This window comes from Photobacterium sp. ABD4_091 (genome assembly GCF_056160145.1).
Genome location: NZ_JBSWWQ010000001.1, coordinates 611,457 through 635,833, shown reverse-complemented (window position 1 = coordinate 635,833; position 24,377 = coordinate 611,457). Strand labels below are relative to the sequence as shown.

Genomic DNA, 24,377 nt, shown 5'->3' with positions numbered 1-24,377 from the left:
TTAACCAGACCACAGAGAGAGAAGATATGTTTGGTAAAGGCGGTATGGCTAACATGATGAAGCAGGCGCAGCAGATGCAAGAGCGCATGCAGCAAATGCAGGAAGAGATCGCGAATATGGAAGTGACCGGCGAGTCTGGTGCTGGCCTGGTAAAAGTGACTCTAACTGGCAGCCACAGTGTACGTCGTGTTGAGCTTGATGAAAGCTTGATGGAAGACGACAAAGACATGCTGGAAGATTTGATTGCGGCGGCGTTCAACGACGCAGCTCGTCGTATCGAAGAAGCGCAGAAGGAAAAAATGGCAGGCGTAACTGGCGGTATGAACCTACCTGCCGGCTTCAAGATGCCATTCTAATTAATGCGTACCAGTCATTTACTGGAACAACTGATGGAGGCCTTACGGTGCCTGCCTGGGGTTGGCCCCAAGTCAGCGCAGCGTATGGCCTTCAGTTTGTTACAGAGAAACCGGCAGGGTGGCCTGCTGCTGGCCGACGCCCTGAGCAAGGCAATGACCGAGATCGGACATTGCCGTGATTGCCGTACTTTTACCGAGGAAGAAGTGTGCGCAATCTGCTCTAACCCACGCCGTCAGGAAAGCGGTGAGATTTGCGTGGTGGAAACCCCGGCAGATATTGTTGCGGTAGAAGCGACAGGCCAGTTCTCAGGCCGTTATTTCGTACTGATGGGGCATCTATCGCCACTTGATGGCATTGGTCCTTCCGATATTGGCTTGGATACCTTGGAATTCCGCTTGCAGAATGAGCAGATCAGCGAGCTGATCCTGGCTACCAATCCGACAGTGGAAGGAGAGGCGACCGCCCACTACATCGCCGAGCTGTGTAGTGAGTATTCGATACCGGCCTCGCGCATCGCCCACGGCGTTCCTGTCGGCGGCGAATTGGAGCTGGTAGATGGAACGACCTTGTCCCACTCCCTCGCAGGAAGGCAAAAGCTTTACTGATAGATATAAAACTCGCTTTATATAAAGTTATTTCATAAAAATACCAACGCCTAGCGTTGGTATTTTTTTGCCTTTTTATCACTTTCCTGTCTTATCAATCACTTAAAAAGCCAAATTTAGCCACTTTAGAGTGTTAAAGATTAATTTAGTTTTTAGCCAAAGTTGTTTTCTAATAATTTCTATCAAAATATTCTTTAATAGAATTTTTGTTCCTAACTGATTGTTTTCATGTATTAAATATTAGCGTTACTTGCTCGGTGGCGGTTGTTGATAGTTGTTAATGAACGGTCGTCACCGGCGTATCACATAAAAAATTAATACCAAGTTTTCGACTGTTTAAAGGTCAGGGAACGATTAGGAGTGAACATGAAAAAGACAGTAGTTGCAGCCGTAATTGGCTCGGTAGTGGCTAGTGCGTCAGCAATGGCGGCAGAGGTTTATCAATCAGATGATCTATCTGTAAACGTGTACGGTAACCTGCGTGCCCGTTACGAGACGACAGATAACGGTCATATGGGCGCAGACAGCACTTTCACTGGTGAAGGTACTGAACTTGGCCTGAGCATTAATTACTTCATGGACAACAACATGTACATCAACGGTGATGTACTGAAAGAATTCAACATCATCCCTGAAGATGGCGATGGTTCTGACGATGACGACTTCTTGAAGTTTGGCTCGGTAGCTATCGGTGGCGACTTCGGTGAATTCCGTATGGGTCGTATGTCAGCGGTTCAAGATACATTGGCTGGCCAGTACGATATCTCTTGGGAGTACGGTGGTACGGCCAACATCAAAGATGATGCTTTTGCCACTGACCGCTTAACCAACGGTATCCAGTACAAGATTGATGTAAACAACTTTACGGTAATGGCGCAGTACCACACTGGAACGGAAAGCAGCGGTGTCGATATTGACCAAGCATTTGCATTGGGTGGTGCGTGGACTTCTGACTTTGGCCTAGGCCTATCGGGTACTTACACCCAGTCAGAGCGTACGGAACGAGATGCTGAGTTTGGTGGTGACAAGGACAAGTCTTGGACTCTGAACGCCACCTACGAGTGGCAGGCGCTATCTCTGGCAGCAATGTACTCTGATTACGACCTATCAGGTGATGAGCGGACAGGTGTTGGTGCGATGGCACGATACGACTTCCCAATGGGCTTCGGTGTGTACGGTGTGTATGACTACGTAGATTACGACACTCAGAACGACAAGCTGAATCAGTACACTATTGGTGCTGACTACTGGCTAACTAGCCAAGTGGTTTCTTACATGGAATACGCTGACCAAGACTTCGATAAGGCTAACGCCGGTCAGGATGACAACGCATTCACCATTGGTATGCGTCTGTACTTCTAATTTTAGATAATTGCTAGACTGTTCATTGTGTTTGGGGGAAGCTTGGCTTCCCCCCTTTTTTGTTAAAGTGGTTCTATGGATAGAGCGGTGCAATGATCCATATAAGAACACAGAACCACTCTTCAACGTCTCATCATCAAAACGCTGTCTACCTTGTGAGAGATCTCTTACAAGCACGTGGGATATTAAGGTTATAAACATAGGCTGAAATCACCTTGTTGTTGTTTAAATTACTGTATTTATTGATTTTTAAATTGTAATTGTCATATTTCAATAGTTTTGCAGGTGAGAGATCCGTTAGGAGTTGCTACTTAAATCGGTTCATCAGCGTATATTTATAAGTGTCGGAAGGAACTGACGGAACGGAACAGGAACCACCCAAGGATTCGGGGAGTCTCAGGATGAGGACGGTGTACTAGGACGGTATATCGAACAAGGACTGTGAAGGGATAGCCGAGGAACGGCAAAACGGTAACCTGGACGTTTACCAGTCAGGATGACACAAGGACCACTTCAGGACGAAGTCAGGGACACCTCCAGGAAGGATGTTGAGAGTCAGTACAGGATATGCTGACGGGTCAGGATGGCCAAGGGACAACTTCAGGACGAAGAATAAAAGGAATCTGCTGACGGATTACAGCAATTCAACGGAATGATGCAGGGAGCACCATAGTAGCGGGAATGCTGCATGTAAGACCTAAGGGCGCAACGAAAGTTGCGCCCGTTCTTTTATTGGTTTCCAGCCAACCACTCCGATTACCCTCAAGATACGCTTCACTAAGCTCACTTGTCTTCCAATGCTTCACATAGACCCTAGGAAAAGCAGATCCTAGTTCCTAACAAGAGCAGGATTTGAATCTGTGCTGCCATCCTTTTCAATGCTGCAGGATCTAGGATCTAGAGCCCCATTGCGTCTCAGTGCTAATATTCTATCTAGCTTGTGAGAGATCTCTTACAAGCGCGTGGGAAATTAAGGTTATTGAGGTAGGCTTAAGTCGCTCTTGTTGATCTTAAGTTACTGTATTTATGGTTATTTTATTGTTTTGGTTATCTTTGCAATATTATGGCGGATAAGATATTTGCCAGGAGCGGCTACTTAAACCGGCTGATCGGCGTATATTTATAAGTGTCGGAAGGAGCTGACGGAACGGAACAGGAAATACCCAAGGATTCGGGGAGTCTCAGGATGAGGCCGGTGTACTAGGACGGTATATCGAACAAGGACTGTGAAGGGATAGCCGAGGAACGGCAAGGCAAGCAGGACGTTTGCTAGTCAGGATGACAAAGGATCACTTCAGGACGAAGTCAAGGACCCCTCCAGGAAGGATGTTGAGAGTCAGTACGGGATATGCTGACGGGTCAGGATGGCCAAGGGACAACTTCAGGACGAAGAATAAAAGGAATCTGCTGACGGATTACAGCAATTCAATGGAATGATGCAGGGAGCACCATAGTAGCGGGACTGCTGCAAGTAAGACCTAAGGGCGCAACGAAAGTTGCGCCCGTTCTTTTTGCGTCAAGCAAAACACTTTCTATCTCCCCATTTAAGCGCTTTAGCTTTATCACTTATCTTATTGAATATCGCACTGGCCCTAGGAAGAGCTGGCCCTCGGACCTAGGAAAAGCAAAGTCAAAAGCTTGAAGTGATTGACTTTATTGCAAATGCGACTGCATAACCCAGATGTATGGACTCCCTCTCCCTGAGGAGTTACGGTCTTAATCCGACGAAAGATTAGCCAAAAGGAGTCCATACATGAACGACCTTAATACATTGGCCATCGACTTAGCAAAGAATGTTTTCCAAGTTTGCAAGCGAAGCCCGCAAGGCAAAGTATTCTTCAATCGGGAAATGACCCGGGCAAAGCTCAAGGAGCTGCTTGCTAACGAGAAAGTGGCTTTAGTCGCAATGGAAGCCTGCAGTAGTTCCCATTATTGGGCAAGGTATGCTGCTGAGCTCGGGCATGAAGTAAAAGTCATCAATGCCCGAGCTGTTAAGGCTTTCCAAATCAAGCAGAAAACGGATAGGAATGATGCATTGGCAATAGCTGTTGCTGCTGCTCAAGCCCATATCCCTAGTGTCCGTGTCCAATCGGCCGATGAACAGGCACTGCAATCCTTAGAGCGAGCCCGCCAATTAGCAACGTCCCATCAAATTGCACAAAGTAATCAAATTAGAGGGCTATTAGCCGAGTTTGGTATCGTCGCTCCAAAAGGCCTCAAAAGCTTGAGAGAGAAAATACCCTATATTCTCGAAGATGGGGATAACCGGTTACCTGGTAGTTTTAGGGAAATGTTACACCGATTATGGGAACACCTCCTTGCCCAGATTGAACATACCGAAGCCTTAGAAAAGCAGCTTGAAGCCACGGTAAAGTCGAACAATGTTTGCCAAAAGTTGATGAAGCTTGAAGGCGTTGGGCCGATATGTGCAATAGGTTTAGCCGTCAAACTAGGACGAGGAGAGAGCTTTGCCAATGGCAGGCAGGCTTCAGCCAATATAGGTCTCACCCCAAGGCAGCATAGTTCTGGTGGCCAAGAACGGATAATCAATATCTCAAAGTACAGTGCAGACAAGCGACTTCGTTCAACACTTTTTCAAGGAGCGCTTTCAGTCATTACTCAGGTAATGAAACGTCCAGCGAGAACGCATAAAGAACAATGGCTCCAAGCATTAGTCATGAGAAGGGGACAGAAGATAGCCGCGGTAGCCCTTGCCAATAAGACAGTGCGTACAGCGTATGCGATATTAAAGAATGACTCAGTGTACCAGCCAGTTGAGTTGACTTAGTACACTGCTCATAATCTGCAAAGAGCGATGTAAAACAGGTAAGACCGACCAGTAAAAGCTAGATGGGTTCTGAGGTACCTAAATACCGCTTCCTAGAGTTAGCTTACTGGTGCGACTACATTTTAGGGCGGGGTAGCTCCCCAAAGAAGCCCGTATATAAGTGCGCATCTATACCTTGTTTTGGTTTTTTTCTTTGTTGATTTCCCAAGGGAGTCCATATAAGAACCCAGGATCCAGGCCCCTAGAAAAACCAAAACCGCCCATTGCTGAGCGGTTTGGAATTTATCTAGCTGCGAATACTTAGCTTACAGCGAGTAGAGGATATGCGAGCCGTAAGACAAGCTGGTGAGCAGTATCGTCTTCTCGTCGATGATATCCATCCGGCGGCTCTGCTGGGCATCCATCCGGTAGATTTGGTTGATGATCTTCAGGTGTTCCGGCTTGAAGTCTTCGTTAGTACCAGAGGTGATATCTTTGAATTCTTTCGGTTCGGTTAGCAGGTACTTACCGCTGACATCCCAGTTGCCAGATTCAGAAATATGAATGGTTAACGGCTGCTCATGGTCACTGAACAATCTCATCAAAGTGATTCGTGAATACGTCATGTTCGGCAGGTAAACGACATGACTGGTCTGTTCAACACGGCGCAGCATACCCAGCTGCTCCAGTTCCGTTTCCTCAATACGGCTAACCGTTCTCGATTGCCATTCTCGGGAGATCAGCAGCTGTTCTTGCTTGTAGTCGCTGGAAAAATAGAGCCAAGCGCTGAAGGCAACAGACAGGCCTAGCAGGATAAATGCCCAGTATTTGTAGATGAGGTGCTTGATTGACTGCTTGTGGGTATTTACTGACATATCGCGGTATTGTCCTTGTGGCTAGTCAACAAACGAAGGGTGACATTCTCTGCTGGGTTCTCGTACGAGTGAACGTAATTAACCCAAAGCTGGGAGTTTTGACCACCGGATACGATAATTTCCATTGGCCGCTTCAGATCTGAGTGATAATTCAGATAACTTTCAACGCACTGGGTGATCATGCTCTTCCATTGGATGAGGGATGGATGATTGGTAGGGGTTAATACCGGTACATCATTGACAACGGTGAATTGATCGAAAGCGGCTGACTTTGGCGGCATGATGAGATTGACGACTACTGGAAGCAGCAGTGCAATAACGACCAGCATACCTGAAATGATCGGCATTGGCAGGATTGGCTGCTTGCTTTGGCGGTGTGTGGCCGCCGGCTTATGAGGCGTCGACTGCTGGCTGTGCTCGAACAATTCGCGCTCTAGCTTGGAAGGCTCTTCGAATTGTTGCGCAAGGATATCGTCTTCTTCGGTACTTGGGCTTGGGACCGACTCCGACAAAGGCTCAACCACGGCAATCATCTGGTAGCCGCGTTTAGGCACCGTTTTGATGAACTCTGGTGATTTCGTCGAGTCTTTAAGCGCTTTTCGCAAAGTAGAAATAGCTTGGGTCAGGCTTGAGTCATCGACCTCAAAGCCTTGCTCCCGCCAAACGAAGTCATGAAGGCGGTTGCGGGTAATGATGGCGCCCGGATCCTCGATCAACAAGCTGAGTGCCCGGCTTTCATTGCTACCTAGGCGGGTAAGCTCATCATTTTCATTTTGGTCAATTAAGCTGTTGTCATAGGGGTCAAACAAAAATCGTTGACCAATAAGGAATTTATTTTCTAATTTATTCATTTTTAGCACCAAGGGTACACTATCTGCGCATATCATACGCATTTACCCTGAATCTCTTCTGAATATAAAAAGTATAAAAATTGGTTCTGAAAAAATATCAAAAACATAAAACGTGTATTTTAGGTTGAAATCGCTGCGTTTGACCACATGTATAAAAGGAAATGTAGGGAGTGGCTGCATGGTGCGGCTGTTTTTAGATCCCCGAATGTTTATTGATACAAGTTTCGGAGTTGAAATGAGCGAACAAACTACCCACAACAATAAGGAAACCCGTGGTTTTCAGTCAGAGGTGAAGCAGCTGCTGCAACTGATGATCCATTCTTTGTATTCCAACAAAGAGATCTTTTTGCGTGAGCTGATTTCGAATGCGTCCGATGCGGCCGACAAGCTGCGTTTCCGTGCGTTGTCTCAGCCAGACTTGTATGAAAATGACGCCGAGCTCGGTGTGAAGCTGTCGTTCAACGAGCAGGCAGGTACGTTGACGATCAGTGACAACGGCATTGGTATGACCCGTGATGATGTGATTGAGCACCTGGGTACCATTGCCAAATCAGGTACTAAAGATTTCTTTGCCAAGCTAAGCGAAGATGAATCAAAAGATTCACAATTGATCGGCCAATTTGGTGTTGGATTCTATTCAGCCTTTATTGTGGCGGATGCTGTGACAGTGAATACCCGTGCGGCGGGTATTTCAGCTGACCAAGCTGTTAGCTGGCAGTCTGGCGGTGAAGGCGACTATACAGTTGAAGATATCACCAAAGAAACCCGTGGTACTGACATCGTTCTTCACCTGCGTGATGAAGAGAAAGAGTTCCTGAGTGAGCACCGCCTGCGTGACATTATCGGTAAATACTCTGACCATATCGGTATCCCAGTTCATATCCAGACTGTGGAGCGTGACGAGGAAGGCAAAGAAACCGGCCGCAAGTGGGAGCAAATCAACAAGGCGCAAGCGCTTTGGACCCGCAATAAGTCAGATATCTCAGAAGACGAATATAAAGAATTCTACAAGCATGTCTCCCATGACTTTGCTGAGCCGCTGACGTGGAGCCACAACCGTGTCGAAGGTAAGCAGGACTACACCAGCTTGCTATATATCCCATCGAAAGCACCGTGGGATATGCACAACCGTGACAGCAAGCATGGCCTTAAGCTATACGTCCAGCGTGTATTCATTATGGACGATGCCGAGCAGTTCATGCCGTCTTACCTGCGTTTCATGCGCGGCCTGATTGATTCCAACGATCTGCCACTGAACGTATCGCGCGAAATCCTGCAGGATAACAAAGTGACCCAGTCTTTGCGCAAAGCCTGCACCAAGCGCGCCCTGACAATGATGGAGCGTTTGGCAAACAACGATGCTGGCAAATACCAGACATTGTGGAATGAATTCGGCCAGGTGCTTAAAGAAGGCCCGGTAGAAGATTTTGCCAACCGCGAGAAAGTCGCCAAGCTGCTGCGCTTTAGCTCGACCCACGCCGAGACGGTTGAACAGACAGTATCGCTAACCGATTACATCGAGCGCATGAAAGAAGGCCAGGATAAGATCTACTTCCTGACTGCCGATAGCTTCAGCGCGGCGAAGAACAGCCCGCACTTGGAGCAGTTCCGTGCCAAGGGGCTAGAAGTTCTGTTGATGCACGACCGCATCGACGAGTGGTTGATGGGCCACCTGCCAGAGTTTGACGGCAAGCAATTCCAGGCGATCACTAAAGCGGATCTTGACCTTTCTGCGTTTGAGCAAGAAGAAGAGAAAGAGAAGCGCAAGGAAACAGAAGAAGCCTTCCAGTCTGTGGTTGAGCGCACCAAAACCTACCTTGGCGAGCGTGTGAAAGATGTACGTACTACGTTCAAGCTAAAAGACACCCCTGCGGTGGTCGTGACTGACGAAAATGAAATGGGCACCCAGATGGCGAAACTGCTTGCTGCGGCTGGCCATGACGCGCCTGAGGTACAGTACATCTTCGAGCTGAACCCAGAGCACCCGCTGGTGAGCAAGATGGCAGACGAAGCGGACGAGGAAGTGTTTGGCCGCTGGGTAGAAATGCTGCTGGGCCAGGCGATGCTGGCCGAAAAGGGAACGATGGACGATCCATCCCAGTTCCTGGTTGCCGTCAACAAGCTGCTGGCATAATAAGCAATAATATCGGCCGGGGCAGGGTAGGACTAAGGTCTAATCGCCGGCTACCGGTGTCAAATTGTATTCTGATAAAGCATGTAATCGCTGCCCAGTCGGGGACTGGGCTTGCGACTGCGGCGTAATCAGTGTATTTTTCACTTCTTTGAAAACTCCATTCAAATCTAAAGGGGAACAAGATGCGCATCATTCTTCTGGGCGCTCCAGGTGCAGGTAAAGGTACTCAGGCACAATTCATCATGGAGAAATTTGGTATTCCACAAATCTCTACTGGTGACATGCTACGTGCAGCAATCAAGGCAGGTACTGAGCTAGGTAAACAAGCGAAATCCGTCATTGATGCTGGCCAGCTTGTGTCAGACGACATCATCCTTGGTCTGGTTAAAGAGCGTATTGCTGAAGACGACTGTGCAAAAGGCTTCCTGCTTGACGGCTTCCCACGCACGATCCCTCAGGCTGACGGCCTGAAAGAAATCGGCGTTGACGTTGACTACGTGATCGAATTCGACGTAGCTGACGATGTGATCGTTGAGCGTATGGCTGGCCGTCGTGCCCACCTAGCTTCTGGCCGTACTTACCACACAGTTTACAACCCGCCTAAGGTTGAAGGTAAAGACGACGTAACAGGTGAAGATCTTGTTGTTCGTGATGACGACAAAGAAGAAACCGTACGTGCTCGCCTGGGTGTATACCATGATCAGACTGCACCTTTGATTGCTTACTACAACAAAGAAGCAGAAGCTGGCAACACTAAGTACCTGAAATTCGACGGTACTCAGCCTGTAGCCGCTGTAAGCGCAGAGCTGGAAAAAGCACTGGCTTAATTGCAAGCTGCTTAGCAAGTTCATAACGGGCTGGCCATTGGGCCAGCCCGTTTTTTTATGCGGCAGAAAATTGATCCAAATAATGCCACATAAGGTATAACCGACTGAAAAGAAAACTGATACAGTTATACCAACCTATTAATGAGTTGATTGATCGATACCGCCAAAAGCGGGAAGGATGATATGAGCGAGCAAAGCACAAATAACAATAATCAAACCCGCCCGTATGGCGTGCTGCTGGTTAACTTGGGTACGCCTGATGAAGCGACGCCTGCAGGGGTCAAGCGTTTCCTGTCTGAATTCCTCCATGACCTCCGTGTGGTTGATATGAGCCGCTGGTTATGGTGCCCGATCCTTCATGGTGTGATTTTGCCAATCCGCTCGCCGAAGGTGGCGAAGTTGTACCAATCGGTCTGGATGGATGATGGGTCGCCGCTGATGGTGTATTCGAAGCGTCAGCAGCAAGCACTGTCTGAAAAGCTGGGTGTACCCGTTGAGCTGGGGATGACTTACGGCAGTCCGAGTATGCTCGATGGCCTAGATGCTCTGAAACAGCAAGGTTGCGAGCGGGTGCTGGTGCTGCCGTTGTACCCTCAGTATTCACGTACTACGACGGCTGCGGTATTCGACAAGGTGGCAAAAGTACTGAAAGCGAGGGCTGATATTCCCGAGCTGCGCTTCGTGAACCACTATTATGACCACCCGGGGTATATTTCTGCGCTGGCTGAGTCAGTGAATGATTTTTGGCAGCAGAATGGCAAGGCCGATTATTTGCTGTGTTCTTACCATGGTATCCCGAAACGCTATGCTGACAATGGTGACCCATACCCTGAACACTGTAATGGCACCACGGCTTTGCTCGCTGAACAGCTTGATATGCCGCGTGAGAAAATGAGCATGAGCTACCAGTCTATTTTTGGCCGGGAGGAATGGCTCAAGCCGTATACCGAAGGCACCATTCGTGAACTGGCTCAGAAAGGGGTTAAGCGTCTGGATGTCATTTGCCCAGCATTTTCGGTGGACTGCCTTGAGACCTTGGAAGAGATTGCCGAAGGTTGCAAAGAGGTCTTCCTTGAAGCGGGAGGGGAGAGCTTCAACCTGATCCCTTGCCTGAATGATAACCCTGCCCATATTGATTTGATGGCTTCTCTGGTGCAGCAGCATAGCCAAGGTTGGTCGGTTTAGCGCTTTGGCGGTAGGGTGTCGACAATGGTGAACACCCTGTATGGGAATCTTGCCTGATTGACGATGGAGCTCTCACATTCTGTGAGAGCTTTTTCTTTTTTGTTCTATATTCTGTGATAGAATTCGCAAAAATTTCTCAACAGACAGCTCATTGACATGAAATTTCCAGGCCAACGCAAATCTAAGCATTACTTCCCGGTCCATGCTCGTGATCCCCTTCTTAGCCAGGCTAAGCAAGACAAGCGACTAACACGCACGCATATTGTCGGTATTGACCAAACACTGGTTGATATTGAAGCATGTGTCGAAGATGAATTCCTGGAACGCTATGAGCTAAGTAAAGGCCACTCGCTGGTTATCTCCGATGAGAAAGCAGAAGCTCTTTACCGTGAGCTAAAAGAAAAAGAACTGATCAGCCACGAGTTCGCTGGTGGCACAATCGGTAATACCCTTCATAACTACTCTGTGCTGGCTGATGATAAGTCAGTGCTGCTGGGTGTGATGAGTAAAGATATCGAAATCGGCAGCTACGCCTACCGTTATCTGTGCAACACCTCTAGCCGCATGGATATGAACCATCTGCAACCGGTCAATGGCCCGATTGGCCGTTGCTTTGCCCTGATCTCCAAAGAAGGTGAGCGTACCTTCGCGATCAACGAAGGCCGTATGAACCAGCTTGAGCCAAGCAGCATCCCGGAAGATGTGTTCAAGCGCGCTTCTGCGCTGGTACTGACAGCTTACCTAGTACGCTGTAAAGACGGCGACCCAATGCCAGCGGCAACCATGCAGGCGATCGAGTATGCGAAAAAGCATGATGTACCTGTGGTACTGACACTGGGCACCAAGTTTGTGATCGAAGACGATCCGCAGTGGTGGCGCGACTTCCTGCGCGATCACGTCACTGTGGTAGCGATGAACGAAGATGAAGCAGAAGCGCTGACCGGCGAGTCTGATCCATTGATCGCCTCTGAGAAAACCCTTGAGTGGGTTGATTTGGTACTGTGCACAGCTGGCCCTGTAGGCCTTTACACCGCTGGCTACACGGAAGATGAAGCCAAGCGTGAAACCAGCCTGCCGCTGCTACCGGGTGAAATTCCTGAATTCAACCGCTACGAGTTCAGCCGCCCGATGCTGAAAACCGAGTGCCAGAACCCGATCAAGGTATACTCGCACATTGCCCCTTATATGGGTGGCCCAGAGCGTATCAAGAACACCAATGGTGCCGGTGATGGCGCACTTTCTGCATTGCTGCACGATATGTCTGCCAACCGTTACCACAAAGATAATGTGCCGAAATCAAGCAAGCACCAGTTTGACTTCCTGACTTACTCGTCGTTCTCTCAGATCTGTCTGTACTCGAACCGTGTGAGTTACGAAGTGCTGGCCCAGCACTCACCACGTTTGTCTCGCGGCCTGCCTGAGCGTGAAGATAGCTTGGAAGAAGCATACTGGGAGCGTTAATTCGCCGTTGCTTGTTTATCAAGCCTTGGTAGAAAGTCATAAAAAAACCGCCGGTGCCGGCGGTTTTTTGTTATTCGCTCTGCATCTATCAGCTTATCAAGCTTGTGTTTTTGCCTCGTAGGCTTCGTTGTGTACGGCTGCTACCGCACGGCCTGATGGGTCAGCGCTGTTCTTGAAGCTCTCATCCCATTCAATCGCCTTGGCACTTGAACATGCGATAGATGGACCACCCGGTACACATTTCGCCGCATCTTCCAATGGGAACAACTCTTCGAATATCTCACGGTAGGCGTAAGCTTCTTTGGTGGTTGGCGTGTTGTATGGGAAGCGGAACTTCGCCGTCTCGAGTTGCTGATCTGACACTTTCGCCTCAGCCACTTCTTTGAGGGTATCAATCCAGCTGTAGCCTACGCCGTCTGAGAACTGCTCTTTTTGGCGCCATGCTACCGATTCTGGCAGGTAATGGCCGAAGCATTCGCGGACAATGTGTTTTTCCATCTTGCCGTTGCCGCACATTTTGTCTTCAGGGTTTAGGCGCATTGCCACTTCCAGGAACTCTTTGTCGAGGAACGGCACTCGAGCTTCGATACCCCAGGCGGCCATCGACTTGTTGGCACGGGCACAGTCAAACATGTTAAGTGCCAGTAGCTTACGAACTGTTTCTTCGTGGAACTCTTTGGCGTTTGGCGCCTTGTGGAAGTACAGGTAGCCACCGAACACTTCATCGGCACCTTCACCCGACAGCACCATCTTGATGCCCATGGCGCGGATTTTACGCGACATTAGGTACATAGGTGTAGAGGCGCGGATAGTCGTTACATCGTAAGTCTCGATGTGGTAAATCACATCGCGAATAGCATCTAGCCCTTCCTGAACCGTATAGGTCAGCTCGTGGTGAACGGTGCCAATACTGTCGGCAACAACTTTCGCCGCTTTTAGATCTGGTGCACCTTCCAGGCCAATGGCAAAGGAGTGCAGGGTTGGCCACCATGCTTGCGACTGTTCATCATCCTCAATACGCTTTGCTGCGAATTTCTTGGTGATTGCAGAAATAACGGATGAGTCCAAACCACCGGACAGTAGTACACCATAAGGAACGTCAGTCATTAGCTGGCGCTTAACAGCTCCTTCAAGGGCTTCAGTTAGCGCCACTTTATCCGTTTTGGCATCCGCCACTGAATCGAATTCCATCCAATCACGCTTGTAATAGCGTGTCGGCTCGCCGTTTTTGCTCCATAGGAAGGAACCTGGAGGGAATTCGCTGATTGTTTTACAAACAGGTACCAGTGACTTCATTTCTGACGCGACATAGTAGTTACCGTGCTCATCGTAGCCATGGTAAAGCGGGATGATACCGATATGGTCACGGCCAATCAGGTAAGCGTCTTCCTGCTCATCGTAAAGAATGAAGCCGAAAATACCGTTCAGGTAATCAAGCAGCTCTGGGCCTTTCTCTTTGTAAAGCGCCAGAATAATTTCACAGTCAGACTCGGTCTGGAAAGGGTAGTCAGGTGCAAATTCAGCACGCAGCTCTTTGTGGTTGTAGATCTCGCCATTGACAGCAAGGGCATGTGTTTTGTCAGCATTGTACAGAGGCTGCTCACCGCTGTTCAGGTCGACGATAGCCAGACGCTCGTGAACCAGAATGGCTTTCTCTGATGAATAAATACCAGACCAGTCAGGGCCGCGGTGGCGCATTTTTTTAGACATTTCCAATGCAGTGTGACGCAATGCTGCTGCATCACTCTTGATGTCTAGGATCCCAAATACTGAACACATACTTCCTACCCCAAAATTAACTAATGTTGCTATCCATGAAAAATGTCGGAATCAGCGTGGCGGTGAAGATAACCTGTTGTGTTGGTTTGTTTCTTCGATGCGTTAGCACTTTGTTATGTGCTAGGCAGATCTTGGCCACGTCATCGCTGTCCTTTCGTTAATTGTTAAAATTGCGTATTCGATAATAAATTGCAACCATCAATTTCAAATCAATAAACAAAAAGAGCTTTGACTGAATATTATTTAAAATAAATAAAAATAAACGAATAAAAGTTAAAGGTGGGCGATATTTTGCGCATAAAAACAAACGGCAGCCGAAGCTGCCGTTTGATCTAGGAGTGGAGAAAATTAGTTGGACTTAATTTGTGGCGTCAAATGTTCGCACACATGGCGGGCGAAACCACTACCGGCTTCATGGTAGATATTGAAGGCGGCATCGACCCCAAGAGCTTTCAATTCTTCCTCTTCATCACCGTACTTGGCGATGGCGGCAATTTGGCCCTGGTAATTGCGCTCGCGGATCTGCTCGAGAGCGAAGCTGTTGGCCTGGCTGTGTGGCATTGCCAAAAGGATCAGCTTGATATTCTGCTTGGAAATTACCCTGGCCCAGAAGTCCGGGTCGGTCGCATCGCCGTGGATAACATGGCGGCCTTGCTCTTGGTGTAGCTCGACAGAGTCTTCACGGGCTTCGACACCAATGATGTTGTTGCCATAGGTTTCTACTAGCTCGTCGTAGGCGCCGCTGCCGATGCGGCCCATACCAAGGATCAGGACTTGTTTTTTACCCAAGTCAATCAAGCGGTCGCTGGCGTTGAGTTTCTCCGGCTCGAACTCTTTGAGCCATTTTGAAGCATCCTTGTATAACTTATGGCCCAAGCTGTTGAGCGGCGCAGCCACTAGGAAGGAAAGGGATACTGCAATGGCAATAGCCACGAGGAAGCTGCCCGGCAGCATGCCCATCTTGTAGGCCAGGCCGCCGACAATCAGGCCGAATTCACTGTAGTTGAACAGGGTCAGGGTACCGAGCAGGGAAGTCCGGACGCGGTAGCGGAATAGGTTGAAGATGACGTAGTAAAGGATCCCCTTTAGCGGCAGCATCACCATTAGCAGCAGCGCCATCAGCAGGCCGTCGAGTGTCGGCTGCTCTGCCAAACCAATATTGAGGAAGAAGCAAACTAGCAGTAGCTCTTTGAAGTTGAACAGCGATTTGGACATTTCCGATGACTTGGGGTGGGCAGCAAGCATCATCCCCATAATCAGTGCCCCGAGATCACCCTTCATACCCACCAGTTCAAACAGGCCGACTCCGGCGACTAGCGCAAGGAAAATACCATATAGCACCAGCATCTCGCCATGGCCGGCACGGTCGAGGATTTTAAACAGGGACGGGCGCAGCAGCGGCAGGGCAAACAGGGCGAGTGCGGTAATTTCAGGAACCTTACCGGTTGAGACGGTCAGGAAGAGCACTGCAAAAATATCCTGCATGACCAGGATACCAATGGCGAGGGTACCGTAGGTGGCATTGAGCTCGCCTTTTTCCTGCAGGGCCTTGATGGCAAAAACGGTGCTTGAAAACGACAGGGCAAAGGCCAGAAGCGCGAGCTGTGCCACATCGAGATCGGCCATCATGCCTATGCCGAGCTGTTTTAAGATCAGCAGGGCCAGGGTAAATATTCCGGTTGTTAGCAAGTTATGCAGGGTCGCTCCGCCCCAAATCTCCTTGGCGAGAAGGGTTTTGACATCGAGTTTGAGGCCGATGGTAAACAGCAGCAAGGTGACACCGAGATCTGCCAGCGTCGATAATACCGGCGTTGATTCATAACCTGCGGTATTGAGGGCGAAACCTGCAACCAGAAAGCCCACCAGAGGGGGCAGTTTGCACCGGAGTGCGATAAAGCCAGCCAGAAAGGCGGCGATGATATAGATAAGTTCCATGCTAGGCTGACTTCCTTTATGGTGCTTTGCCAGGCCCGAATGTGGATGAATTATAAGTGAGGGCTGGCTGTTGGATAGGTACCTCTATCAATGAGGGTACTTTATTGATTGGCGAAATATAACATAAAGGGCAGTCACCTGTCTGGAGACTGCCCTTAATATTTTGTAACAGGATGAATAACTTAGAAAGCTATTCAAAGCGTTTTACATTGTTTCTTATTCTTCAAGCAAGCGTTGCAGCAAGACACCGTTGAGCATTGCACGCTTGATCATGGAGAAAGCACCGATGGTCGGCTGGGTGTAGAGCTGAGACTCAACGATCGGTAGATCTTTGTGGAAAGTCGACAGCGATTGAGTTTCTACACAGCGGCGGATAGCCGGGAAAACCACATCCTTAGCATGGGTAATGTTGCCCGCCACAATGATCTTCTGTGGATTGAACAGGTTAATCGTCATTGCCAGGGCTTTGCCTAGCTGGTTGCCCACCTTGATAAGCGCTTGGCTGGCTAGCTCATCACCTTTGTTTGCTGCTTCACAGATGGCAGGCATAGTGACGTCTTCTAGCTCCTGCAGTGAGCTAGGGTAGCCTTGGTCCAGCAGTGCCTGAACATGGCGAATAATCGCCGGATCGGCTGCGACGGTTTCAAGACAACCGAAGTTGCCGCACTGGCACTTGTCGCCTAATGGGTCGATCTGGATGTGACCGATCTCGCCGACATTGCGGTTATAGCCCAGGAATACCTGGCCGTTGACGATGATCCCGGCACCTGTACCGTGGTGAACGCTGACAAGGATAGAGTCTTTGCAGTCTTTGCTCGAACCGAAGTAATGTTCGGCCAACGCCAAGCCGCGGATATCATTGCCAACAAAGCAGGCAACGCCATACTTTTCGGTAATAATTTCTGACAGTGGCAGGTTGTCGACATCGATATGCGGCATGTACTCAACCACACCGCTTTCTGGGTCAATCAGGCCCGGAAGGGTAATACCAAAGGCAACCAATTCACGCAGCACGTTCTGGTTGTCTGCAATGAACTTGCGGATATGCTCTAGCAAGCCATCGATGAGTTCTTGCTGATTGGTATAGTGGAAAGGATGCGCAGAGCCGACAATGTGTTTGCCGCTGAGATCATAAATAGTTTGCTCGATGTAATTTCGCCCAAGACGAATTGCGATCGAGTGGAAAGGCGCTGACTCAGTCGTCAGCGAAATTGCACGCCGGCCTCCGGTGGAAGCCTGCTGCGCGACCTCTTTGATCAGGCCGCGCTCCAGCAGTTGGCGGGTGATTTTAGTAACACTTGCAGGTGCAAGCTGACTGACATCAGCTACCTGGATTCGCGATATAGGGCCTTGCAAGTCGATGAGCCGGTAAACAGCTGCACTATTTAGCTGCTTTACCAGATCAACATTACCAATTTGTCCGCCTGTCATAGTTAATTCTGCTCGTATTCACCGTTAACAACAGTCGCCCGAACCTTGTAGTCACGATCAAAAATAGCCAGGTTTGCTACCATGCCTTTTTTGATGGCTCCCAACTTCTGATCGACGCCAATCGCGCGAGCAGGGTAGAGGGTTGCCATACGGACCGCTTCGTCCAGGGCGATACCTGCATGTTCGACACTATTCTGAACCGCTTCGATCATCGTCAGTGCCGAACCACCAAGTGTGCCATTCTCATCAACACACTTGCCATCTCGGTAATATACTTTCTTGCCGACAAAAATAAAGTGATCCATGTCTGCTCCTGCAGGTGCAGTTGCATCGGTGACCAAAACAAGTTTGTCGCCTTTCATGCGGTGTGCCATACGGATATTGGCATAATCGACATGGAAACCGTCGGCGATCACGCCAGTATAGACTTCTGGTGTGTCGTAAATGGCGCCGACCATACCTGGCTCACGACCAGCAATTGGCGTCATCGCGTTGAACAGGTGGGTAGCAAACGTAATACCGGATGCGAAGCCTTTGCGGGCTTCCACATAAGTTGCATTGGTGTGGCCAGCTGATACTACGATACCGGCTTTAACCAACTGCTCGATATGGCTATGGTCGTTCTGCTCCGGCGCCAAGGTGACCTTGGTAACCACATCAGCGTTTTCGCAGATAGTGTTGATCATCTCGTTGTCAGAGCGGCGGATATGGTCAACAGAGTGAATGCCTTTCTTCATCACGTTCAGGTATGGACCTTCAAGGTGCAAGCCTAGTGAGTGATTGTTGTATTGGCTCTGGTAGTCACGCTCGGCAGCGATGGCTGCTTTCATATCTTCGTCTGAAGAGGTGATCAGCGTTGGCAGGAAGCTGGTGCAGCCTGATTTCAGGTTGGCACGGTGCATGGTGTGGATAGTGTCGGCGTTGATTTCGTCATTGAGCATGACACCGCCACAGCCATTTAGCTGGAGGTCGATGAAGCCTGGAGTCAGGTTGGCTCCATCTAGATCGCGGGTTTCGATATCAGAAGGCAGCTCTGATTCGTGGCAGACAGCATGAATGTTCACGCCGTCAATAATGACGGCGTGGTTATTCAGCACATCGCTACCGGTGTAAATGCGGCAATTGGTTAGCGCGTACATGAATAACTCCTTAATTACAGGTGCTTGATATTTTCAGCTTCTAGCTCTTTGAAGTACTTCACTGTCTTCACCTTCAACTCTTGTGTTGATGGCTCATCACACACAATCAGAGATTTAGGGTGAAGCTGAAGTGCAGAGACTGTCCATAGGTGGTTTACTGAGCCTTCAACCGCAGCCTGTAGGGCAAGTGCTTTGTTGTGGCCGGTTACCAGAATCATGATTTCCGCAGAATCTAGCAGGGTACCCACACCGATAGTCAGTGCGTACTTAGGAACCTGGTTGATATCGCCATCGAAGAAACGGGAGTTTGCGATGCGGGTATCTTCAGTCAGGGTCTTGATACGGGTGCGAGAAGCCAGTGAAGACGCTGGCTCGTTGAATGCAATGTGGCCGTCGTTGCCCACGCCACCCATAAATAGGTTGATTTTGCCGTAGGACTTAATTTTGTCTTCGTAACGCTGGCACTCTGCTTCGTGGTCTTCAGCATTACCATTCAGCAAATTGATATTTTCTTCTTGAATATCAATGTGGTTGAAGAAGTTGTTGTACATGAAGCTACGGTACGACTCTGGGTGGTCAGCCGGAATACCAATGTATTCGTCCATGTTGAAGGTTACAACATGCTTGAAGCTTACTTCGCCGGCCTGATAAAGCTCGATTAGGCGCTTGTAAGTCGCTAGCGGGGTGCCACCTGTTGGTAGGCCCAGGACAAAAGGACGTTCCGCTGTTGGCTCAAATTTGTTAATACGATCAGCAATATAGCGAGCTGACCACAAACCTACATCTTTAGCTTCATTCAGTGGGATTAGTCTCACAGTGACACCTCATTCCAAAATTAAATTACAGTTAAATCATAGCGTGATATCGCATTTGTTTTGCATGATAAAATAAGTTTTATGATCGAGCTAGCAAAATCGCCTGCCAATTGCCAATACTGGTGACTAAGATCACAAATGATGACGTTTTAATTTGCGGGGCGAAATAAAATTCTTAAACTGCAAGTAACTTAATCGGGTAGCTAAAATAAGTTACCTAACATCGAATCTAAGAAAACCATAGGGGGAACTAAGGGTGAACATTCTTGGATATTTTCAAAAAGTAGGTAAAGCATTGATGGTGCCTGTCGCCACGCTACCTGCAGCAGCAATTCTAATGGGTATTGGTTACTGGATTGATCCGAACGGCTGGGGTGCGAACAGTGCACTTGCTGCCTTCTTGATCAAAGCAGGTGCCGCGATCATCGATAACATGTCAGTACTGTTTGCAGTGGGTGTTGCTTACGGTATGTCTAAAGACAAAGACGGTGCGGCAGCACTATCTGGTTTCGTTGGTTTCCTTGTTGTTACCACTCTACTTTCTCCGGGTGCTGTGGCTCAGATCCAGGGTATTGACGCAAGCGCAGTACCAGCAGCCTTCGGGAAGATTAATAACCAGTTCGTTGGTATCCTAGTGGGTATCGTATCGGCTGAAATCTACAACCGCTTCTCACATGTTGAGCTTCATAAAGCGCTAGCATTCTTCTCTGGTAAGCGTCTTGTACCTATCTTGACTTCTTTTGCCGGTATCTTTATCGCGTTCATTCTGATGTACGTATGGCCAACTGTTTACGGTGGCCTAGTATCATTCGGTGAAGGTATCCAGGGTCTGGGTGAGCTAGGTGCAGGTATCTATGCATTCTTCAACCGTCTACTAATCCCAGTGGGTCTACACCACGCACTGAACTCTGTATTCTGGTTCGATGTAGCAGGTATTAACGATATCCCTAACTTCCTAGGTGGTGCGAAGTCAATTGCTGAAGGCGTAGCGACTCCAGGTGTAACGGGTATGTACCAGGCTGGTTTCTTCCCAATCATGATGTTTGGTCTACCAGGTGCAGCGCTAGCTATCTACCACACTGCTAAAGCGAAGAACAAAGAAAAAGTTGCTTCTATTATGATTGCAGCAGGTTTCGCATCATTCTTCACCGGTGTAACTGAGCCGCTAGAATTCTCATTCATGTTCCTAGCACCAGGCCTATACGTACTTCACGCATTCCTAGCGGGTATCTCTGTATACATCGCAGCGTCAATGCAGTGGATTGCTGGCTTCGGCTTCTCTGCAGGTCTAGTTGATATGGTTCTATCAACGCGTAACCCGCTTGCAACAAACTGGTACATGCTGATTGTTCAGGGTCTGGTATTCTTCGGCCTATACTACGCAATCTTCCGTACCGTTATCGTTAAGTTCAACCTGAAGACTCCTGGTCGTGAAGACGATGAAGAAGCTTCTTCAGAGGTAGGTGGTTCACAGGAAACTGGTGAGCTAGCGAAGCAATACATCGTTGCACTAGGTGGCGTATCTAACCTAGAAAACATCGATGCATGTATCACTCGTCTACGTCTAACACTGAAAGACAGCAGCCTTGCTGACGAGAAAACGCTGAAAGCACTAGGTGCAATGGGTGTGGTTAAGCTTGGTTCAAACAACCTGCAGGTTATCCTTGGCCCACTAGCTGAAATCGTTGCTGGCGAGATGAAAAAAGTTTCTCCGAACGAAGACCTATCAGCGGTAAAACTTCCTTAATGACTTCATCCTAAGTCATAGATAACGACCCTATCGGCCTCCATTCGGAGGCCGATATTGATTCAGACTCAATAATCACCTGATACCACACGCTTTACACTGCCTTCCAACCTTGCCGGCGATGCCGGGATTTCAAGGGGACTCTTGGTGCGTGCGGTTTCAGATCATTGTTATGTTTGTTTGCCCGGGAGGGCACCAATGGTTGGTGCTGCCTCGGGGTTTCGGGATAAGGAGTTACTCGTGAGAACATTCAAATTAAGCCTACTGGCCACTGTTGTTGCAATGGCAGCAACAGGTTGTGCTTCAGATTCAACCCGCTCAAATACTCAGGCCGATCAGCAAGTCGCCGATGCATTGGCTGCTAACTTGGGAATGAATTACCAAGTGGTCACCAATCATGGGGCAAACGAAGGACTGAAATGCCGTGAACTGGCCGCTGAGTGGGCATCGTGTGACTTGATCAACCTGACGCTGACCAACAATGGCCCGGCGCTGAATGATACTGACTGGAAAATCTACTTCCACAGTATCCGTATGATCTTGGATGTTCAGAATGAGCAGTTCAAGGTGACTCATATCACCGGTGACTTGCATACCTTGGAGCCGACAGACAAGTTTCAGGGCTTTGCGGCTGGTGAAAGCGTGGTGATCCCATACATAGGTGAGTATTGGACGCTGTTTGAAAATGACTACATGCCACGGGCCTATGTCGTGGCTGGCGATTCCGAGCCGAAGACACTGCAAAGTATGGAAAGCGAAGACCCATCGGCTTACCTATCGGTCATTGATGGCGAGAACTGGAAGCGTACCCCGGCAGACAACAATATCCTGGCAACGGCCCAGTCGCGCTTCGAGAAAAACAGCGATGTAGACTTGATTGCCAAGGAAGAGCTAGCGGGAACCATAATCCCGACACCGCTGGAAACGCGCTTGACCGGCAGTGCAGTGTCTCTTGCCAGCGGGATCCGTATTGATAACCAGGCAATCCCAACCCCAATGCTGGCAGCAGCCACTGAACGTATGGCAACCCTGGGGGTAGACACCCAGGGCCAGTACCCGGTTAAGCTGGTGCTGGACCCACAACGCTTTGATAAAGCCCATAAGGTCTCTGGAGCCTACCAACTCGAAGTCAGTAAAGGCAGCACAGTAGTTACTGGTTATGATTACCAAGGGGCCTTCTATGGCTTGCAGTCGCTGATGTCGCTGATGGGAACCGGCACCGAGCAGACAATCCCAACCTTGAAGGTTACGGATGCGCCTCGCTTTGACTACCGTGGGGTGATGGTCGATGTGGGCCGGAACTTCCACTCAAAAGAAGCGATATTGCGTACGCTTGACCAGATGGCAGCGTACAAGATGAACAAGTTCCATTTCCATCTGACAGACGATGAAGGTTGGCGTATCGAGATCCCGGGCTTGCCTGAGCTAACGGATATCGGCGGCCAGCGTTGCCATGACTTGTCGGAAACAACCTGTTTGTTGCCGCAGCTGGGCTCTGGCCCGGACAACAATAATTTCGGCTCGGGCTTTTACAGCAAGCAGGACTACCTCGATATCCTGGAATACGCCAAGGCCCGCGGTATTGAAGTGATCCCAGAAATCGACATGCCGGCCCACTCACGCGCTGCGGTGATTGCGATGGAAGCACGCTACCAGCGCTTGGCCGCTGAAGGTGACTTGGCGGCAGCCAACCAGTACCGCCTGATGGATCCTCAAGACACATCCAATGTCACGACGGTGCAGTTCTACGACAAGCGCAGCTTTATCAACCCATGTATGGACTCTTCGCTGAACTTCGTTGATAAGGTGATCATTGAAGTGGCAGCGATGCACCAGCAAGCAGGCATGCCGCTCAATACCTGGCATTTCGGTGGTGATGAAGCCAAGAACATCAAGCTAGGCGCCGGTTTCCAGGATATCAATGCAGCGGACAAGGTCGAGTGGAAAGGCGACCTGGATCTGTCCCTACAAGATAAGCCGTTTGCTAAATCGCCAATGTGCCAGCAGGCTATCGCTGATGGTGTCGTGTCCGATTACGCCCACCTGCCAAGCTACTTCGCCGAGAAAGTCAGCAAGGTGGTGGCAGAGAAGGGCATTGCTAACTTCCAGGCATGGCAGGATGGCCTCAAGTATTCTGAGGGCGCCAATGCCTTTGCCACCGAGAATGTCCGCGTCAACTTCTGGGATGTACTTTACTGGGGCGGCGGTGCATCCGCATACGACTGGGCAGCCAAAGGCTACGATCTGATTGTCTCTAACCCGGATTATGTCTACATGGACATGCCTTACGAAGTTGACCCGCAAGAGCGTGGCTACTACTGGGCGACCCGTGCTACTGATACCCGCAAGATGTTCGGTTTTGCGCCGGAAAACCTACCGCAGAATGCCGAAACCTCGGTTGATCGCGATGGTAACGGTTTTGCCAGCAAGGGGACTGCCGGCTTTGATGGCTTCCACGGTTTGTCCGCCCAGCTTTGGAGCGAAACGGTCCGTACCGACGAGCAATATGAATACATGGTTTTCCCTCGAGTACTTGCTGCTGCCGAGCGTGCTTGGCACCAGGCAAAATGGGAGCGTGACTACCAACCGGGAGTCGAATACAGCCAGTCTACCCAGTATGTTGATAAGGCTGCACTGCACGGCGATTGGGCGCGGTTTGCCAACCTGCTAGGCCAGCGAGAACTTGCCAAGCTGGATGCGGCCGGGATCCAATACCGCGTTCCGGTACCGGGTGCCAAGGTTGAGGCAGGCAAGCTGCATATGAATATCAGTATGCCGGGCCTGGCACTTCAATACTCAACTGATGCTGGGGCTACGTGGCAGACCTATGATGCTAACCGCAAACCAGCAGTGTCGGGTGATGTAGAGGTGCGGGCTGTGAGTGCCGATGGCAAGCGCTTTAGCCGCTCTGTTTCGCTATAAATTGTTCGCTAAAAATCACGACTGGGCGGGGTAAACCCGCCTGTTTCGGCCGATTCTATTTGAGACCCCGCGCGATTGCGGGGTTTTTTTATTCATATCGACAAACAATGTACACTATTTGTTGAGTCGGCCCCTATATTTATGGATCATAGGGGACTTAAAAATCCTGTAAGCACACGAGGTGT

At 49.4% G+C, this 24,377-nt stretch carries 17 protein-coding genes; 10 read left to right on the top strand and 7 right to left on the bottom strand.

Annotation, left to right across the window (positions count from 1 at the left end; all coding sequences use genetic code 11):
* The first annotated feature begins 26 nt into the window (after window positions 1–26).
* From ACXAGQ_RS02640 to ACXAGQ_RS02625, 4 genes are all read left to right on the top strand, one after another.
* Entirely contained in the window at window positions 27–356 is a 330-nt protein-coding gene (locus tag ACXAGQ_RS02640; protein ID WP_107300773.1) for a YbaB/EbfC family nucleoid-associated protein, read from the top strand.
* A 3-nt stretch (window positions 357–359) separates the two neighbouring features.
* Complete coding sequence (gene recR, locus ACXAGQ_RS02635; RefSeq protein ID WP_475251584.1) at window positions 360–962, top strand: recombination mediator RecR; 603 nt, start codon at window positions 360–362, stop codon at window positions 960–962.
* Window positions 963–1,328: 366 nt separating this feature from the next.
* Window positions 1,329–2,324 (top strand): porin, encoded by a 996-nt coding sequence (locus ACXAGQ_RS02630; protein ID WP_475251583.1) that lies wholly within the window; start codon window positions 1,329–1,331, stop codon window positions 2,322–2,324.
* A gap of 1,753 nt (window positions 2,325–4,077) precedes the next feature.
* Complete coding sequence (locus tag ACXAGQ_RS02625) at window positions 4,078–5,112, top strand: IS110 family RNA-guided transposase (RefSeq protein WP_475251581.1); 1,035 nt, start codon at window positions 4,078–4,080, stop codon at window positions 5,110–5,112.
* A gap of 305 nt (window positions 5,113–5,417) precedes the next feature.
* Here ACXAGQ_RS02625 and ACXAGQ_RS02620 read toward each other — a convergent pair whose 3' ends face one another.
* Window positions 5,418–5,966, bottom strand: coding sequence for a regulatory protein ToxS (locus tag ACXAGQ_RS02620; RefSeq protein ID WP_475251579.1), 549 nt, complete (start codon window positions 5,964–5,966; stop codon window positions 5,418–5,420).
* Window positions 5,957–6,817, bottom strand: coding sequence for a winged helix-turn-helix domain-containing protein (locus tag ACXAGQ_RS02615; RefSeq protein WP_475251577.1), 861 nt, complete (start codon window positions 6,815–6,817; stop codon window positions 5,957–5,959). Before ACXAGQ_RS02615 ends, ACXAGQ_RS02620 begins: the two co-directional genes overlap by 10 nt.
* Before the next feature lie 235 nt (window positions 6,818–7,052).
* On the opposite strand from ACXAGQ_RS02615, the gene htpG reads away from it, so the two are divergent.
* From htpG to ACXAGQ_RS02595, 4 genes are all read left to right on the top strand, one after another.
* A complete protein-coding gene (htpG, locus tag ACXAGQ_RS02610) occupies window positions 7,053–8,951 on the top strand; it encodes a molecular chaperone HtpG (protein ID WP_475251576.1) in 1,899 nt (632 codons plus the stop codon).
* 182 nt (window positions 8,952–9,133) lie between these two features.
* Window positions 9,134–9,778, top strand: a complete 645-nt coding sequence (gene adk, locus ACXAGQ_RS02605; protein ID WP_475251574.1) for an adenylate kinase — start codon at window positions 9,134–9,136, stop codon at window positions 9,776–9,778.
* Between the two features lie 183 nt (window positions 9,779–9,961).
* Window positions 9,962–10,963: a ferrochelatase gene (gene hemH, locus ACXAGQ_RS02600; protein ID WP_475251572.1), complete on the top strand. Its 1,002-nt coding sequence runs from the start codon at window positions 9,962–9,964 to the stop codon at window positions 10,961–10,963.
* A 156-nt stretch (window positions 10,964–11,119) separates the two neighbouring features.
* Window positions 11,120–12,424: an inosine/guanosine kinase gene (locus ACXAGQ_RS02595; protein ID WP_475251570.1), complete on the top strand. Its 1,305-nt coding sequence runs from the start codon at window positions 11,120–11,122 to the stop codon at window positions 12,422–12,424.
* Between the two features lie 96 nt (window positions 12,425–12,520).
* On the opposite strand, the gene asnB is transcribed toward ACXAGQ_RS02595, so the two are convergent.
* From asnB to nagB, 5 genes are all read right to left on the bottom strand, one after another.
* On the bottom strand, window positions 12,521–14,203 hold the full coding sequence (gene asnB, locus ACXAGQ_RS02590) for an asparagine synthase B (RefSeq protein ID WP_475239125.1): 1,683 nt from the start codon (window positions 14,201–14,203) through the stop codon (window positions 12,521–12,523).
* A 348-nt stretch (window positions 14,204–14,551) separates the two neighbouring features.
* Window positions 14,552–16,138, bottom strand: a complete 1,587-nt coding sequence (locus ACXAGQ_RS02585; RefSeq protein WP_475251568.1) for a cation:proton antiporter domain-containing protein — start codon at window positions 16,136–16,138, stop codon at window positions 14,552–14,554.
* Between the two features lie 216 nt (window positions 16,139–16,354).
* Complete coding sequence (gene nagC, locus ACXAGQ_RS02580; protein WP_475251566.1) at window positions 16,355–17,569, bottom strand: DNA-binding transcriptional regulator NagC; 1,215 nt, start codon at window positions 17,567–17,569, stop codon at window positions 16,355–16,357.
* A 2-nt stretch (window positions 17,570–17,571) separates the two neighbouring features.
* Window positions 17,572–18,708, bottom strand: a complete 1,137-nt coding sequence (gene nagA, locus ACXAGQ_RS02575; protein ID WP_475251564.1) for an N-acetylglucosamine-6-phosphate deacetylase — start codon at window positions 18,706–18,708, stop codon at window positions 17,572–17,574.
* Between the two features lie 14 nt (window positions 18,709–18,722).
* Entirely contained in the window at window positions 18,723–19,523 is an 801-nt protein-coding gene (gene nagB, locus ACXAGQ_RS02570; protein WP_475251562.1) for a glucosamine-6-phosphate deaminase, read from the bottom strand.
* 256 nt (window positions 19,524–19,779) lie between these two features.
* Here nagB and nagE point away from each other — a divergent pair, with 256 nt between their 5' ends.
* Both nagE and ACXAGQ_RS02560 read left to right on the top strand, forming a co-directional pair.
* Window positions 19,780–21,270, top strand: a complete 1,491-nt coding sequence (nagE, locus tag ACXAGQ_RS02565) for an N-acetylglucosamine-specific PTS transporter subunit IIBC (protein WP_475251560.1) — start codon at window positions 19,780–19,782, stop codon at window positions 21,268–21,270.
* Between the two features lie 282 nt (window positions 21,271–21,552).
* The gene (locus ACXAGQ_RS02560; protein WP_475254649.1) at window positions 21,553–24,192 is read left to right on the top strand and encodes a beta-N-acetylhexosaminidase; all 2,640 of its coding nucleotides are present in this window, start codon (window positions 21,553–21,555) and stop codon (window positions 24,190–24,192) included.
* Window positions 24,193–24,377: the final 185 nt, after the last annotated feature.